This window comes from Longimicrobium sp. (assembly GCF_036280135.1).
GTDB lineage: Bacteria > Gemmatimonadota > Gemmatimonadetes > Longimicrobiales > Longimicrobiaceae > Longimicrobium.
Window position 1 is genome coordinate 1 of record NZ_DASURI010001004.1, and the last position, 15136, is coordinate 15136.

General features: G+C 71.7%; 17 protein-coding genes. 11 read left to right on the forward strand and 6 right to left on the reverse strand.

The window, feature by feature from the left end; translation table 11 throughout:
* The 6 genes from VFZ20_RS32235 to VFZ20_RS32255 all read left to right on the forward strand — a co-directional run.
* Window positions 1-382, forward strand: a 382-nt coding sequence (locus tag VFZ20_RS32235; protein WP_329688091.1) for an anti-sigma factor, incomplete at its 5' end; no start/stop codon positions are given.
* 177 nt (window positions 383-559) lie between these two features.
* Window positions 560-1264 carry a hypothetical protein gene (locus VFZ20_RS32240; protein ID WP_329688092.1) on the forward strand — a complete coding sequence of 235 codons (705 nt, stop codon included), beginning with the start codon at window positions 560-562 and terminating at the stop codon, window positions 1262-1264.
* Between the two features lie 39 nt (window positions 1265-1303).
* On the forward strand, window positions 1304-2479 hold the full coding sequence (locus VFZ20_RS32245) for a threonine synthase (protein WP_329688093.1): 1176 nt from the start codon (window positions 1304-1306) through the stop codon (window positions 2477-2479).
* Window positions 2480-2616: 137 nt separating this feature from the next.
* Window positions 2617-2835, forward strand: coding sequence for a hypothetical protein (locus VFZ20_RS32250; RefSeq protein WP_329688094.1), 219 nt, complete (start codon window positions 2617-2619; stop codon window positions 2833-2835).
* Window positions 2832-3101 carry a type II toxin-antitoxin system RelE family toxin gene (locus tag VFZ20_RS33045; protein ID WP_422655653.1) on the forward strand — a complete coding sequence of 90 codons (270 nt, stop codon included), beginning with the start codon at window positions 2832-2834 and terminating at the stop codon, window positions 3099-3101. The genes VFZ20_RS32250 and VFZ20_RS33045 overlap by 4 nt, the downstream gene beginning before the upstream one ends.
* Before the next feature lie 81 nt (window positions 3102-3182).
* Complete coding sequence (locus VFZ20_RS32255) at window positions 3183-3977, forward strand: transglycosylase SLT domain-containing protein (RefSeq protein ID WP_329688095.1); 795 nt, start codon at window positions 3183-3185, stop codon at window positions 3975-3977.
* A gap of 82 nt (window positions 3978-4059) precedes the next feature.
* On the opposite strand, the gene VFZ20_RS32260 is transcribed toward VFZ20_RS32255, so the two are convergent.
* On the reverse strand, window positions 4060-4776 hold the full coding sequence (locus VFZ20_RS32260; RefSeq protein WP_329688096.1) for a hypothetical protein: 717 nt from the start codon (window positions 4774-4776) through the stop codon (window positions 4060-4062).
* A gap of 254 nt (window positions 4777-5030) precedes the next feature.
* On the opposite strand from VFZ20_RS32260, the gene VFZ20_RS32265 reads away from it, so the two are divergent.
* The 3 genes from VFZ20_RS32265 (at window position 5031) to VFZ20_RS32275 (ending at window position 9195) form a co-directional block, all read left to right on the forward strand.
* On the forward strand, window positions 5031-5453 hold the full coding sequence (locus VFZ20_RS32265) for a nuclease A inhibitor family protein (protein WP_329688097.1): 423 nt from the start codon (window positions 5031-5033) through the stop codon (window positions 5451-5453).
* A gap of 164 nt (window positions 5454-5617) precedes the next feature.
* Window positions 5618-8578, forward strand: coding sequence for a DNA/RNA non-specific endonuclease (locus VFZ20_RS32270; protein WP_329688098.1), 2961 nt, complete (start codon window positions 5618-5620; stop codon window positions 8576-8578).
* Between the two features lie 326 nt (window positions 8579-8904).
* Window positions 8905-9195 (forward strand): hypothetical protein, encoded by a 291-nt coding sequence (locus VFZ20_RS32275; protein WP_329688099.1) that lies wholly within the window; start codon window positions 8905-8907, stop codon window positions 9193-9195.
* 477 nt (window positions 9196-9672) lie between these two features.
* Here the strand turns inward: VFZ20_RS32275 and VFZ20_RS32280 are convergent, their stop codons facing one another.
* Window positions 9673-11232, reverse strand: coding sequence for an FAD-dependent oxidoreductase (locus VFZ20_RS32280; protein ID WP_329688100.1), 1560 nt, complete (start codon window positions 11230-11232; stop codon window positions 9673-9675).
* Window positions 11211-12704, reverse strand: coding sequence for a polyamine aminopropyltransferase (locus tag VFZ20_RS32285; RefSeq protein ID WP_329688101.1), 1494 nt, complete (start codon window positions 12702-12704; stop codon window positions 11211-11213). Before VFZ20_RS32285 ends, VFZ20_RS32280 begins: the two co-directional genes overlap by 22 nt.
* Window positions 12705-12829: 125 nt before the next feature.
* Here VFZ20_RS32285 and VFZ20_RS32290 point away from each other — a divergent pair, with 125 nt between their 5' ends.
* Entirely contained in the window at window positions 12830-13123 is a 294-nt protein-coding gene (locus VFZ20_RS32290; protein WP_329688102.1) for a hypothetical protein, read from the forward strand.
* Window positions 13120-13974, forward strand: a complete 855-nt coding sequence (locus VFZ20_RS32295; protein WP_329688103.1) for a helix-turn-helix transcriptional regulator — start codon at window positions 13120-13122, stop codon at window positions 13972-13974. Before VFZ20_RS32290 ends, VFZ20_RS32295 begins: the two co-directional genes overlap by 4 nt.
* A gap of 57 nt (window positions 13975-14031) precedes the next feature.
* Here the strand turns inward: VFZ20_RS32295 and VFZ20_RS32300 are convergent, their stop codons facing one another.
* The 3 genes from VFZ20_RS32300 to VFZ20_RS32310 form a co-directional block, all read right to left on the reverse strand.
* Window positions 14032-14244, reverse strand: coding sequence for a DUF350 domain-containing protein (locus VFZ20_RS32300; protein WP_329688104.1), 213 nt, complete (start codon window positions 14242-14244; stop codon window positions 14032-14034).
* Between the two features lie 7 nt (window positions 14245-14251).
* Complete coding sequence (locus VFZ20_RS32305) at window positions 14252-14446, reverse strand: hypothetical protein (RefSeq protein WP_329688105.1); 195 nt, start codon at window positions 14444-14446, stop codon at window positions 14252-14254.
* On the reverse strand, window positions 14446-15136 hold a 691-nt coding region (locus VFZ20_RS32310), incomplete at its 5' end, for a hypothetical protein (RefSeq protein WP_329688106.1). The genes VFZ20_RS32305 and VFZ20_RS32310, both read right to left, overlap by 1 nt.

Consider the following 15136-nt stretch of genomic DNA (forward strand, 5'->3'; position numbering starts at 1 on the left):
GGAGCTGCGCGAGCGCGAGGCCACGCTGGCGGCCGTGTCGGCGCCGGCCGTGCGGGTGATCGACCTGGCGTCGTCGGCGCGGGCGGAGCCGGGCGGGCGCATGTTCTGGGACGCGCGCACCAACCGCTGGACGTTCTTCGCGCACAACCTGCCGGGCGTGCGGCGCGGGCGCGAGTACCAGCTGTGGCTCATCACGCCGGGAAGCCGCAAGATCCCCGCGGGCACCTTTCGCCCCGGCCCGCGCGGCGAGGCGCACGTGGAGGCGACGTACGCGCTCCCGGCCGACTCGTTGCAGGCCGTGGCCGTGACGGAGGAGCCCACGGGCGGCCTTCCGCAGCCCTCCGGCCCCGTGGTGATCGTCGGCGCCGTCTCCTCGCGCTGAATTCAAAAGCGTTTTTTCACGCAGAGGGAGCAGAGGCAGCAGAGTACCCCGGTTCCGCGCGGACTGGGGTACTCTGCTGCCTCTGCTCCCTCTGCGTGAAAATGCAGTTTCGGTTGCCCGTGCACGGGGCTAGGTTGTCGCGCGGCAACGCGTCCTCTGCGTGAGAAGCGACATCCGATGAATCCGACGGACTTTCCCGAGCTGTTCGATCCCGCGCTGTGGTGCCCCCTGGGCAACCACGAGCGCCGCGACCTCCTTGCCCGCGCGCTGCTGGACACCCTGCGCGACGAGCCGGGCGTGCAGGAAACGCGCATCGAGGCCGGCACGGTGGACCGGCCCTACGACTACACGGCCGTGGTGGAGACGGACGTGGGCAACCTCAAGACCCCCCTGTGGTCCCACGCCCGCGCCCAGATCTTTTGCGATCCCTCCATCCACGAAGCCAACCGCCGGCAGCTGGCGCCCGGCCTGGACCTGCAGCGCGCCGCCGAACGCCTGCGCACCCGGCTGAACGTGCGCTTCACGCTGGAAACGCGCGGGCTCACGCTTACGCTGCAGCCGGAGGCGGGCGTGGAGCGCACGTGGACGGCGGAGCGCGCCCGCTTTCGCGACCGCACGGCCGTCACCCGCGAGGACGTCGTCGCAAAGGCGGGCGACGTGGACCTGCGCGACCTGCTGGCGCACTTCTACAGCGGCCCCTCGCTGCGCGTGCAGGCCGAGGACGGCACGGCGTTCCTCCTTCCCGCGCAGTCCGAAGAGGAAGGCCGCCTCGTCACGCTCTGCCTGGCCTGCCATCACTGGGCGGAAGGCGCGCAGGCCGCTTGCGAGACCTGCGGCGGCCCCGTGGAAACCCTGCTGGCCGCCCGCCCCGCCCGCCGCTGAGCGTCCGAATCCCCCGAAGCGAACCCACGACGTACGCTGATGACTGACATCCTCCCCGCCGGCGGGGCCACGCACCTGGAGTGCACCCGCTGCGGCGCCCCGTACGAGAGCGAGACCCTGCACCGGCTTTCGCCCTGCTGCGAAAAGCCGCTCTACCCGCGCTACGACCTGGAATCCATCGGCGCGCGCCTTTCGCGCGACGACCTGGCCGGCCGCTCGGCGGACCTGTGGCGCTACGCGGAGCTCCTGCCCGTGCGCGATCCCGCCCACGCCGTGCGCCTGGGCGAGGGGTGGACACCCATGATCGACACGCCGCGGCTGGCCCGGCGCATCGGCGTGGCGCGGTGCTGGGTCAAGGACGAGGGGCAGAACCCCACGGCGTCGTTCAAGGCGCGCGGCCTGTGCATGGCCATCAGCCGGGCAAAGGAGCTGGGGATCACCGAGGTGGCCCTGCCCTCCGCCGGCAACGCGGGGAGCGCCACGGCCGCCTACGCCGCCGCCGCCGGCATGGCCGCGCACGTGGTGGTTCCCCGCGACACGCCCCACCCCATCGTGGAAGAGATGCGCGCGCTGGGGGCGGACGTGGAGCTGTTCGACGGCCTCATCACGGACTGCGCCGCGCGTGTCGCCGAAGGAGCGCGGACGCACGGCTGGTTCGACCTGTCCACGCTCAAGGAGCCGTACCGCGTGGAGGGCAAGAAGACCATGGGATACGAGGTCGCCGAGCAGCTGGGATGGCGGCTGCCGGACGTGATCGTCTATCCCACGGGCGGCGGCACGGGGCTCGTGGGGATGTGGAAGGCGTTCGACGAGATGGAGCGCCTGGGGTGGATCGGGCCCGCGCGGCCGCGGATGATCAGCGTGCAGGCGAGCGGCTGCGCGCCCATCGTCCGGGCGTGGGAGCAGGGCGCGGAATACGCGGAGCCGTGGGCCGGCGCGCACACGTACGCCAGCGGCCTGCGCGTGCCCCGCGCCGTGGGCGACTTTTTGATGCTGGACGCCATCCGCGCGTCCGGCGGCGCCGCCCTGGCCGTGGACGACGACGAGATGCGCCGCTGGACGCCGCTCGTGGGCGCCGACACGGGCATCTTCTGCGCGCCCGAGGGCGCCGCCACGGCCGCCGCCGCCGCGCACCTGGTGACCACCGGCGTCCTGCGCCCCGAGGACGAAGTCGTCCTCTTCAACACCGGCAGCGGGCTCAAGTACGTGGTGTGATCCGGGGCACTTGACGGGACCATCGGATCGGGTGATCGTTCGCTGTGACCACTTGCGGGCGTCCGCGCGGGGCTTGACTGGAGGCGCGATTCTACGATCGTAGAGGGTGATCGCGTTTACCTGCGGAGGAGTGACCGATGACCGAACTGCTGCAGCGGGCTTTCGAGCTTGCATCGCGACTGCCTGTCGAGAAGCAGGATGCCCTCGCGTCCGACTTGATCGAGGAGATCGAGTCGGAGGCTCGCTGGGATGCTGCCTTCGCTCGCTCTCATCATATCCTGGAGCGGATGGCGGATGAAGCCCTGCGGGAACATCGCGCCGGGTTGACCCTGCCGCTGGACTGTGACCACGGGTGAAGTCCCGGACCACCAGGCAGTTCCGGGAACGGTTGGCTGAGCTCCCTCTCGAGATCCAGGAACGGGCGCGGAAGGCGTACGCGTTGTTCCAGGAGAATCCTTCACATCGCAGTCTGCAGTTCAAGCCGGTCCATCCCCGCCGTCCCATCTGGTCCGCGCGTGTGACCCGGGATTATCGTGTTCTCGGGATTCGCGACGGGGACGCGATCGTGTGGTTCTGGATCGGCCCGCATGCCGAGTACGATCGCATGATCGCGCAAGGGTAGCCATTTCCGCCGGTCCCGGATTTGCCAGGGACCGGCGCGTTCGTGTGGGTGGACGTTTTCGCGTGACGGAGGAGAACGACCGTGACCGAAGTCGCCCGGCCTGGCGGACGGCGCAGCTACGGATGGCGCGGCATTCCGCGGTGGATGGCGCTGGCGCTGCCCATGATCCTCATGGGCGGCGTGGCGCTGGCCCGCACCAGCAGCAGCATTCCCAACCAGTTCGGCCCGCGCGCGGGGGTGCCCGACTCCCTGCGCGAGCTGCGCGTGCCCGTGCCGCGCACGCCGCTGGCCATCGAGCCGCCGCGTTACCTGGAGCGCGTGGTGGCCAAGCCGGACTCGGCCGCGCTGGTGATCGAGGCCATGGCGGACCGCTACCACATCACCCGCGCCATGGCCCGCATGGTCCACGACGCGGCCGTGGAGGTGGGGCTGGACCCGGAGCTGGGCTTTCGCCTGGTGCGCGTGGAGAGCGTGTTCGACCCGGACGCCGTGGGCGCGGGCGGCGCCGCCGGCCTGGTGCAGATGATGCCCGGCACGGCGCGCGACCTGGACCCCAAGGTGGACACGCGCCGGGAGCTGATGGACCCGCGCACCAACATGCGCCTGGGCTTTGGCTACCTGCGCGACATGATCGAGCGCTACGAGGACCACGGGCCCGACGCCGTGCGCCTGGGCGTGATCGCCTACAACCGCGGCGAGATCGCCGTGGACCGCGCCCTGCGACGCGGCGCGGATCCCGAGAATGGCTACGGCCGGCGCATCCTGGGCCCGCGCGCCCACGGCGGACGGGAGTACCGGGGCCGCGGCATCATGCCCATCCCGGCGCGCCCCGACACGGCGCAGGCGGATTCCGCGGGCGAGGACGACGACTCGTAGCGGGGGACGAGGCGGCAGGCGGGCGCGACGAGAGCCGGGCACGCGATCGCGCCCGGCCCTCGTTCGCCGTCCGTCCCGCGGGTCAGTGGCGGGGGCGGCCCTGGGACTGCTGGATGGCCGCCTTGAGCGCGTTCACGCGCGCCTCGACGACGGTGCGCTCCGGCAGCGCGTCGGAGAGCTCGGTGAGGACCTCGGCGGCGCGGTCGGCGGCGGCGGTGGCGCGGCACTGCACGGCACGGTCCTGGATCTGCCGGGCCAGGGTGCGGGCGCGGCCCTTTTCGGGCTCCACGATGAACATGCCCACGTTGTGCTCCGGCGCGCTCACCAGCGTCCCCAGGCGATAGGCGTCCGCCTCCAGCTGGTCGCACTCCGCGCCCCAGCCGCCGGGCCGGCCGCCGTTCCCGTATCCGCCGCCGTTCCCGTATCCACCGTTGCCGTATCCGCCCCCATTGCCGTATCCGTAGTCGTCGCCGCGCCCGTAGCCGCCGCGTCCGTCCTGGTCATAGGGCTCCACGAGGGCCATGTAGACGATGGCGGTGGCCTGCGCGCGGTTCAGGGACGCGCGGCGGGTGCCGGGGCCCATCAGCTCCGTCCACGCGTCGTTGATCGCGCGGATCTGCGCGTCTGTCAGCCGGTTGGGGCGAAAGCCGTAGCGGCGCACGGCCTGGTCGATGAGCTGCTCGTTGCCGCTGCCCCGCCACCGCGCCACGCTGGCCTGGGCGTCGGCGGGGGCGTGCGAGGCGGCGGCCAGGGCCAGCGCGAGGCCGGCGGCGGCGAGGAGTCTGCGGAGGGTGAACATGGGCGTGGCTCGCGTGCGGCGTGGGGAGGAGGATGGGCCGTCTCTGCCCATCCATCGAACGCAACCGGGGCGCCGCCCCGCGCCATCCGCCCCAAGCCGATCCGCATCAACTACTTGGCCTGGATCCCGCTCCGCAGCTGATCCGCATCGTTGTCCACCGTGGAGGACAGGCGCGCATCCTGCCGTGCGACGGCGCGTCCACGGGAACGATCCACTCTCGCACTTTCGCACTCTCGCACTTTCGCACTTCTCCCATGACCGATCCATCCCACGCCCCCGACCCCGAGCTGCGCGCCCGCCTGGAGCGCGAGTCCGCCGGGCTCACGTACGGCAGCGAGGCCGACCACCCGTTCGAGTTCTTCGTTCTCCCCGGCGCGGGGGACCGGCCGCCGGGCGCGGACGCCTTCGCGCGGCTCATCGGCGCGCCCGACGACGCGCCGCGCGAGGAGCGTGACCCGTTCAGCTTTTTTGCCCACCACGCCGAGACCAGCGACCCGCTGGATGCCCGGTCGCAGGCCCTTCGCCCCCGGTACGAGGCCCTGCGCGACACGCTGGTGAACGCGCTGCGCTGGACGACCGTGTACCGCGTGGGACGCGTGGAGGTGCAGTGCTACGTGGTGGGCGGGGACGGCCGTGGAAACCTGACGGGGCTCAAGACCATCGCGGTGGAAACGTGACGCGGGCCCGCGTGGCCCGCTTCGTCCGATGTTAATGCACCGCAATGACTTAACGTTTGGGCAGAGCTTGATTTCCGGTGGCGGATTATGTAAGTTGCAGATCTCCGCAGTGTTGCGCCCTCAAGGGATCGAGGGCGCATTCCTTGTATCAGGGACCATCCTCCATGAGTCATTTCACGCTGCGCGCCGCGGGTGCGTCCGTGCTGGCGCTGGTGCTGGCGGCCTGCTCCAGCGACCAGCCCACGGGTGCCGCCTCTTCTTCCGCCCGCCTGGACCTGCAGGCGCCGGCCGCCCCCGGCCTGGTCATCAACGAGATCATGCCCAACCCCGCCGGCGTGGCCGACGAGCTGGGTGAATGGTTCGAGATCTACAACGCCGGCTCCACGCCCGTGGACCTGCGGGACTACCGCATCGCCTCCAACAACGATGCCGTCCACGTCATCAACCAGAGCGTGGTGGTGCCGGCCGGCGGATACGCGGTGCTGGCCCGCAACGGCGACCCCGGCGTGAACGGCGGCGTCACGGCCCATTACTCGTACGCCCACCAGACGTTCAACCTGAACAACAGCGGCACGGACTGGCTGGCCCTGCGCGCGCCCGACGGCGCTACGCTGGACTCGGTGAGCTGGGGCACGTCGTCGCCGCCCAACGGCGCCTCGCGCGGCGTGATCAACCCCGCGCTGGACAACACGCTCATGAGCGGCACGGGCGCCAACTGGAGCACGCAGACCAGCGTGTACGGCCTGGGCGATAAGGGCACGCCGGGCGCCGCCAACGACGGCGGCACCGTCACGCCGCCGCCCCCGCCGCCGCCCGTGGGCGGGGCCGTGGTGATCAACGAGATCCTGGCGGACCCCCGCGCCGTGGCCGACGCCAACGGCGAGTGGTTCGAGGTGCGCAACCGCGGCACCACGCCCGTGAGCCTGCAGGGGTGGACCATCGCCTCGGGCGGCGACGCGTCGCACACCATCGCCTCGGCCGTGAGCATCCCGGCGGGCGGCTACGTGGTGCTGGGCCGCGACGGTAGCACGGCCACCAACGGCGGCGTGACGCTCTCCTACGTCTACGCGGGTACGACGACGCTCAACCTGGGCAACAGCAGCGACTGGCTGGCCCTGCGCGACGCGTCGGGCGCCACGCTGGACTCGGTGGCGTGGACGAGCACCACGGCGGGCACGGCCCGCGCGCTGCTGGACAGCGCCGCCGACAACACCAACGTGAACGGCGCCGCGTGGGCCAACGCCACGGCCACGTTCGGCGCGGGCGACCGCGGCACGCCGGGGCTGGCGAACACGACGGTCGTTGACCCGGGCCCGGGCGGCAGCGTGGCCAGCATCTCGCTGAGCATCAACGCGCCCCGGCAGATCCCCGTGGGCTTCACCAAGCCGGCGTTCGCCACGGCGCGTGACGGCGCGGGCGCCACGGTGGCGGGCGTGCGCTACACCTGGACGAGCTCCAGCCCGGCCGTGGCCGAGGTGGACTCGCTGGGCTACATCCGCGGCCTGGGCGAGGGCACGGCCACCATCAGCGCGGCGGCGCCCAACGGCGTGGCCGGCACGGCCACCATCACCATCCTCCCCGCGGACGCGCCCACGACGGCCGTGTACCGCAACCACGTGGAGTTCGGCACGCCGGAGGCGCAGGGCGTGCTGGTGCGCCGCCGCGAGTACGTGTCGTCGTACAGCGCCGTGCGCGGCGGGCCCAACTGGGTGTCGTGGAACATCAACGCCAGCCAGTTTGGCCAGGCGGCGCGCTGCGACTGCTTCTCGGCCGACGAGACGCTGCCCGCGGGCACGTACCGCGTGGTGGACTTCGACTACCGCAACGGCGGCTACGACCGCGGCCACATGGTGCAGTCGGAGAGCCGCACGGCCACGCTGCAGGAGAACGCGGCCACGTTCCTCATGACCAACATCCTGCCCCAGGCCGGCGAGAACAACCAGGGCCCCTGGGTGCAGTTCGAGAACTACCTGAACGACCTGGCCCGCCAGGACGGCAAGGAGATCTACGTCGTGGCCGGCGGCGAGTACACGGCGAACCCGGCCACTCTCAAGAACGAGGGCAAGGTGCAGGTCCCCGCGTTCACCTGGAAGGTGGCGGTGATCCTGGACGGCGGCGAGGGGCTGGACGACGTGGGCGGCTACGGCGACCTGCAGGTGCTGGCCATCCGCATGCCCAACGACACGGCCACGGCCCGCGGCATCCGCAACAACCCCTGGCAGACGTACGCCACCACGGTGGACGACATCGAGCAGCGCACGGGCTATGACCTGCTGGAGGCGCTGCCCAACGGGATCGAGCGCGTGGTGGAGGCCAACGACCGCGTCCCCGTGGCGGCCACGGACGGCCCGTACGTGGGCATCGAGGGCTCCACGGTCACCCTGAGCGCCGCGCCCTCGTCGGACCCGGACGGCGACGCGCTGACGTACGCGTGGAGCTTTGGCGACGGCGAGACGGGCACGGGCGTGTCGCCCACGCACGTGTACGCCGACAACGGCAACTACCAGGTGTCCGTCGTCGTCACCGACGCGTACGGCGCGGCCGACACGGCCACGACCACGGTGACGGTGATGAACGCCGCGCCCACGGTGGCGGCCTTCGCGGGCGGCGCGCTGCTGCGCGGCGAGACGTACGCGGCCGCCGGCTCGTTCGGCGACGCGGGCGCGGCCGACACGTGGACGGCCACGGTGGACTACGGCGACGGCGGCGGCGCGCGGCCGCTGGCGCTGGACGGCACCTCGTTCGCCCTGTCGCACCGCTACACGGCGGCCGGCACCTTCACCGTGACGGTGCGCGTGACGGACGACGACGGCGACACGGGCACGCGCACGGCCACGGTGACGGTGCAGTCGCCGGCGCAGGCCGTGGGCGGGCTGGGGGCGCGCGTGGACGCGCTGGTGGGCACGGGCGCGCTGGCCCGCGGCAACGGCACGGCGCTGCTCGCTACGTTGCGCGCGGCCACGGCGGCGCTGGAGCGGGGGCAGGGCGCCACGGCTGCCAACCAGCTGGGTGCGTTCGTGAACCAGGTGGAGGCGCTGGTGCAGGCCGGCCGCCTGCCCCAGGCGCAGGGCGCGGCCCTGACGGCCGCGGCGCAGCGCATCGTGGAGAGCATCCAGGCCTCCTGATTCCGCGCCTGGAACGGGCGGAACGACGGGACCGCATCCTCTCCTGGATGCGGTCCCGTCGCTTTGTGTACGTCGTCCAGATTGGCGTCTACGAGCGAGACGGATCGCGCCTCTTGTTAAGCCGCCGCTCGCACCGTAGACTGAAGAGTGTAACCCTACTACATTTATACGGTTTGGACGGGCGCCGAACGGCCCCGTCTCTGGGGAGGTGACGCATGCCTCCGCCTAGCCCGCACGTGCCCATCGAGGCCATCCGGGAGGCGGCACGGCGTGCCGTCGCGGAAACTTCCCTTCGCGCGGTCGCGCGCAGCATCCCGATGAGCCCCATGGGCTTGCAGCATTTCGTCAACGGGACGCGGCCGTACCGCTCGACTCTGCGCAAGCTCACCGCGTGGTACGTGAACCGGGGCGCCAGCCGGGGAGAGTTCTCGGAAGAGACGGCGCGCGCGGCCCTCGCCATCCTGCTGGACGGGATTCCCGACGAGCAGCAGGACGAGGTCCGTGCAGCGCTGGTGGAGCGCATCGTGTTCCACTACCGCGAAGCGAAGACGGAGCTCCCGCGCTGGCTGCAGCAGTTGCGCAGCGGCGAGGGCCAGCCCGGCGACGCCGACGCCTGAGCCGCGCATAAGTTGACGAAGAGGACGCCGGGCGACCCGGCGTCCTCTTCGTGCTTGTGCGGTTTACAGAGTTTGCACCTGGGGGCGAGACATTCCTTCGTCGCGAGCCCCCACGCCGAGCGAATGAATTCGCCGCTGGAAGTTCGCGAAGTCCGCCTGCGCGGACTGCCCCAGCGAGGGTCGGCCGGTGCACCGGGGCGGCCTCCCGCGTCGTTCGCCCTAACCGGTCGCCACGGTCGCCCCTCCCGCCGGGTGGCGGCCCGTGTTGGCGGTTGAAGCCCTGTTCGCAGAGCGCGTCAGCGCGAGACAGGGCTTTCCGCTGTCGTAGCGGCGGCTTTAGCCGCTCAGGCTGGGTGCCGCGCCGCTTTGGCGCGGGGCTCGCGCAACACGTGCACGGTGCCGTCCTCACTCCTCCCGCGTCACCGTGCGCCCCGCCTCATCCTTCCTCACCCCTCCCGCGCCACCGTCCGCCCCGCCTCATCCTTCCCGCCCCGCCGCCTCCGCGCCCTCGCCCACGAACGCCAGCGCGCGGTCCGCCGCCGTGATTCCGCGATACTGCGCCTCCTCGAAGAGGGACAGGCCGCTCAGGTCGCTGTGCGCGTAGAAGACGGGGCCGGCGGATTCCGCCAGCGCGCGGCGGGCCGGGTCGGCCAGGAAGCCGGGCGTGGGGCGGATCATCGCGTGGCCCATCCGCATCACGTCGATCCGCTGGACGCATTGGCGGATGTCGGGATGCGCGCGTTCCAGGTCCGCCAGGATCAGGTCCCGCCACTCCGCCCAGCTCCGTCTGAGCAGCAGGTTCCGCGCGTCCGCCGGGCGCTGGTCGCTCAGGGCAAGGTACCACGTCCACACGGTGTGCTCCGGGCGGATGGCGTGCGACTGGTGCGTGGCCACCACGTAGCCCAGCGACGGGGAGCCGTGGATGACGTTGTCCCACGCCATCTCGAACCCGCGCTCCGCCGGCCAGCGGTCCAGCGTGAGGTTGGCCGTCACCCACGGCGAGTAGGTGAACCGCGCGGGCGGCGCGTCCTCCACCACGTGCGGCGCCAGGAACGACGGCGCGGCCCAGACGACGGCGTCCGCCACGTACTCCACGTCCCCCGCGACGACGCGCAGGCCGCTGCCCGCGCGCTCCACGCGGCGGACGGGGGCGCCCGTGCGCACGTGGCTTCCCACGCGCTCCATCAGCCCGCGCGTGATCCACGCGTTGCCCTCGGGCCACGTGAGCGTGCCGTGCTCCTCGTCCTCCCCCGGCCGCGAGGCGAAGTAGTGGATGCCGGCCCACGCGGACGTATCCGCCAGCGACGCGCCGTAGTCGTCGCGGCAGGCGTAGTCCGCGTACCAGCGCAGGCCGGCGGAGCGGTACCCCCGCTCGTCCATCCACCGCGCCATCGTCATCCCGTCCAGCTGTGACGGGCGCGCGCCCAGGGCGGACGGGATGGTGAACTGCCCCGTGGCCCGCATCCGCCGCATCTCGTCCCCGAATCGCCGGAACTCGTCGCGGTCCGCGGGCGAGTCGATCAGCGCGTTCTCGAAGCCCTCGTGCCAGCGGCCCCAGCGGAACAGGCGCTCGCGGGGCGCGGAGACCAGCATCCGCTCGTCCCACACGCCGTCCTTCAGGGCGCCCAGGTCCGTGAACATCTCGCGCACCCACGCCGCGCGCGCGTCCGGCACCGGCACGTAGTGGGCGGCCCAGGGATACGCGGACACGCCGTTCTCCCCGCCGCGCGCGTTGCCGCCCGCCGCGTCCTCCAGCTCCAGCAGCACGAAATCGTCGAATCCTTGCCGCCGCAGCCGCCACGCCGCGGAGAGCCCCGCCATCCCCCCGCCCACGATGACGAGGGGCACGCGCTCCGTCCGCCTCGGCGGAGGGGCGGACGCGTGGTCGCGCAGGCGGTGGCCGCGGGCGCCGCCGTCGTCCACGAAGCCGCCCTCCACCGTCCGCTCCGCGCGGCGCGCGCACGCCACGAAGGGCGCGGCGGCCAGCGCGGCCACGAACGCGCGGCGGCTGATGCCTACCGGGTGATCTGCTCCCACTCGTCGCTGTAGTAGCGCACCAGCACCTGGTCGTCCAGGCGGTTGGCCTGCACGGGGAGCGGGCGCATGTCGGTGGGAAACTCGAAGAGCTGCGGCACCGTGCCGGGCGTGAGGTAGCGCAGGCCTGCGGGGAGCTCCGTGGGAAGGGTGTAGCCGTCGCGGCTCGCGAGCACGAAGCCCCACTCGCCGAACGACGGCACGTACAGATGATACGGCCAGGTGCGCAGGCCCGCCTCGCGCAGGGTGCGGTCGATGCTCCAGAACGCGCGCCGCGCGAACAGGGGCGACGTGCTCTGCACGACGATCATCCCGCCCGGGTTCACGTGCTGCTTGAGCAGGCGGTAGAACGCCGTCGTGTACAGCTTGCCGACGGCGTAGTTGCTGGGATCGGGAAAGTCCACGACCACGAAGTCGAACGTCTCGCGCGACCCGTCCAGCCAGCGGAACGCGTCCGCGTTGATCACCCGCACCCGCGGCGACCGCAGCGACCCGCCATTCAATCGCACCATCTCCGCGTGCGTGGTGAACAGGTCCGTCATCTCGGGATCCAGGTCCACGAGCGTGACGTGCGTTTGCGGATAGCGCAGGATCTCGCGCACGGCCAGCCCGTCGCCGCCGCCCAGGACCAGGATGCGCCGCGCGTCCGGCAGGGCCGCCAGCCCGGGATGGACGAGCGCCTCGTGGTAGCGGTACTCGTCGCGCGAGCTGAACTGCAGGTGGCCGTTCAGGAACAGGCGCAGGTCGCTGCGCCACGCCGTGAGCACGATGCGCTGGTACGGCGACGTGCGGGTGAGCACCACGGGGTCCGCGTACATGCTCGTTTCCGCCGTGCGCGTGATGCGCTCGGCCGCCACGAACCCCGCCGTCAGCAGGGCCAGGACGGCCACGCACCACGCCTGCAGCACCCGCGGGCGGGGCAGGGCATCGCGCAGCAGGTGCGTGGACCACAGGCCCACGGCCGCGTTCACGAGGCCAAAGAGCAGCGCCGCCCGCACCATCCCCAGGTGCGGGACGAGGACGAGGGGAAACAAGAGCGACGCCCCCAGGGCGCCCAGATAGTCGAACGTGAGCACGTTGCCCACGACGTCCTTGAACTCCAGCCGGCCGCTCAGCAGGCGCATGAGCAGGGGGATCTCCAGCCCCACCAGCGTGCCGATGATGAACACCAGCACGTACAGCAGCAGCTGGAACGCGTCCGTCCACGCAAAGGCGAGAAAGAGCAGGGTGGACGAGAAGCCGCCCACGACGGCCACCATCAGCTCCACCATCACGAAGCGCGTGGCCACGCCCTTGTGCACCCAGCGCGACAGCCAGCTCCCCACCCCCATGGCGAACAGGTACGTGCCGATGACGGTGGAGAACTGCATGACGCTGTCGCCCAGCAGGTAGCTGGCGAGCGCGCCGGCCACCAGCTCGTAGACCAGCCCGCACGCCGCGATCAGCAGCACGGTGACGAAAAGCGCCGCGTTCACGCGCGCACCTCCCCCGCGGCGCCGACGCGCGGAAAGAGCACACCCCTTGAACGGGGTGCGGAGGACATGATATACTTCGACATCGAAAAGATGTGTGTCCTCACCGCGCGAACGGGTGGAGGGTCATGGGCGACGTGGAGGCGTTCGCGGTCGATGGAATCAAGTGCTACTTCGCTTCCGCGGATCACTATCCGCATCACTTCGAGGCGTATCGCCGCGGACAGTACGTGGTGCGCATCTACTTCCTGCGCACGACCCGCAAACGCGGGCTCAACTGGGACTACAAGCTGCAAATGCGCGGCGGGCACTTTGACGCCGCGGACCGGCAGGTCCTGTACGAGCTGGTGATCAAGCACAAGCGCAGGCTGCTGCGGCAGTGGAGAACCCAGGTTTGCACCGAACGGGAGACGGTACAATGATGCTGACGAACGACGGGGAGCCCACCGGCACCCTCACGGTGCTCCTGGGCGAGGACGTGAACCCGGCGGGGCTCCTGCCGCTGGAGCCGTCCTCGTCGCGCATCCACCTGCTGAGCGACTGCGACCTCCCCGAGGCGGCCGCCGCGCGCAAGCTGTTCGTCTTTACCCCCGCGTCGCGGCTGGGCGACCTGGCCCCGTGCATCAGCGAGGCGAGCCGGCACAACCGGCTGCAGGCCCTGCTGGTGCGCACCGACGTGGAGGCCGAGTGGGTGCCGTTCATGCTGCGCCGCGCCGGGCTGCGCACCCTGCGCAACCTGCTGGTGCACAGCGACGCCGGCCTTCCCGGGCGCATGCTGCGGGCGTGGGCGCTGGGCGTGCAGCGCGACGCCATCGCCGCCGCCACCACCTGGGACGACCGGCTGCTCGTCGTCACCTGCGCCTTCGAGGAGTTCGAGATCAGCTTCGGGACGTATCCCGCCCTGGGCCGTATTCCCGCCGCCGAGCGCCCGCGCTTCCAGGTCGAGGACGACGGCATGTTCCTGGAGTGGCCCCGCGCGCGGGTGCACCTCACCGTCGAGGACCTGCGGCTGGCCACCGACCCCGCCCTGCGGGCCCGCGCCCAGGCGCGCAGGCGCGTGCACGACCAGGGGTTCGGGGCGGCCGTGCGGGCGTTGCGCGAGAGCCGCGGCATTGCCCAGGCGCGGGTGGCGGGGCTGTCCGCGCGGCACCTGCGCCGCATCGAGAACGGGTACGTGCCCGGCGACGAGGCCATCGAGGCGCTGGCAGCCGCGCACGGCATGGGCCCCGACGCGTACCTCGACGCCGTCGCCGAGCGAATGGTCGTGCCCTAGCCACACTCCCTTGGGGACAGGTGCGACTCAGCCCTTTCCCGACACCCGCGCGCGGGCCTACCCGATGGCGGCGGCGATGATGATGGAGATGCCGATGGCCATGGCGCCCACGACGACGGCCAGGGCCGTGTTGTGCTCCTCGATGAGCTCCTTCCACAGCGTTCCCGGCGTAAGGCGGTTGATGACGCCGAACGCGAGCACGAACAGCACGATGCCCAGGGCGGCGTAGACGGCCGCCGCGGCGAGGTTGTGCAACAGCTCAGGGATCATCTGCCTCTCACTTGCCGCCGACGTAGCGGCCGGATCCGGTGTAGTGCGCGCGGTACGCGCCAGGGTTGTCGCGCACGGAGCGGGGGGCGGGCTGCCCCTCGCGCGCGGGGCTGAACGGGGTCCATCCGCGGTACTCGGCAAAGGCCAGCATGCCCAGGATGGCCAGGCCGTAGGCCAGGTAGGGAACGTTCACGCGGCGCATCACTCGTCGTCGTCGCTGCTGGAGGTGGGCGGGTAGTCGCTTTCCATCCACCGGTTGTGCTCGAACGTAAGGTGCTGCATCCCCCGTACGGCCGGGGGGATGAGCAGGGCCAGCAGCGCCAGGATGTACAGCGACACGGCCGGCCCGCCGTGCGTGACCCGCACCTGGTACGCAAAGGCGCTGGGCCCCTGCGGCGCGATCACCAGCCGGTAGGTGCCCGCGGGGACGGCGGAAAGGGCGGCCGTGACGTCCTGCGAGCCCTCCGTCCACCGCTCGCCGTCCTCGTATCCCTCGTAATAGCCCACCTCGCGGCCCACCTCGCGCGTGCGCCCCGTCCCCTCGTCCACCAGGGTCAGGTCAAAGGCGCCCCACGAGTTGTTCACGTTGGTCCGCAGCTTTACGCGCAGGGCCGACGGGCGTCCCTCCACGCGGAACGGCGGCGTGACCACCACGTTCTCCTCCGCCAGCAGCGAGTCGAACGCCATGTCGCGCTGCTCGTACACGGTGCGCGAGCCGCCCGCGCGGACGAGGAGCGCCAGCACCAGCAGGGCCGCGAAGATGCTGAACGCCGGCCACATCCGCACGGCGCTCGCGTGCGGCGACGGCTGGTTGGCGTAGGTGCCTCGGGGCGTAGGCGGGCTTCCCTCCAGCCCGAACGCGTCCCACACGTACCGGCCCGGCATGTACTCG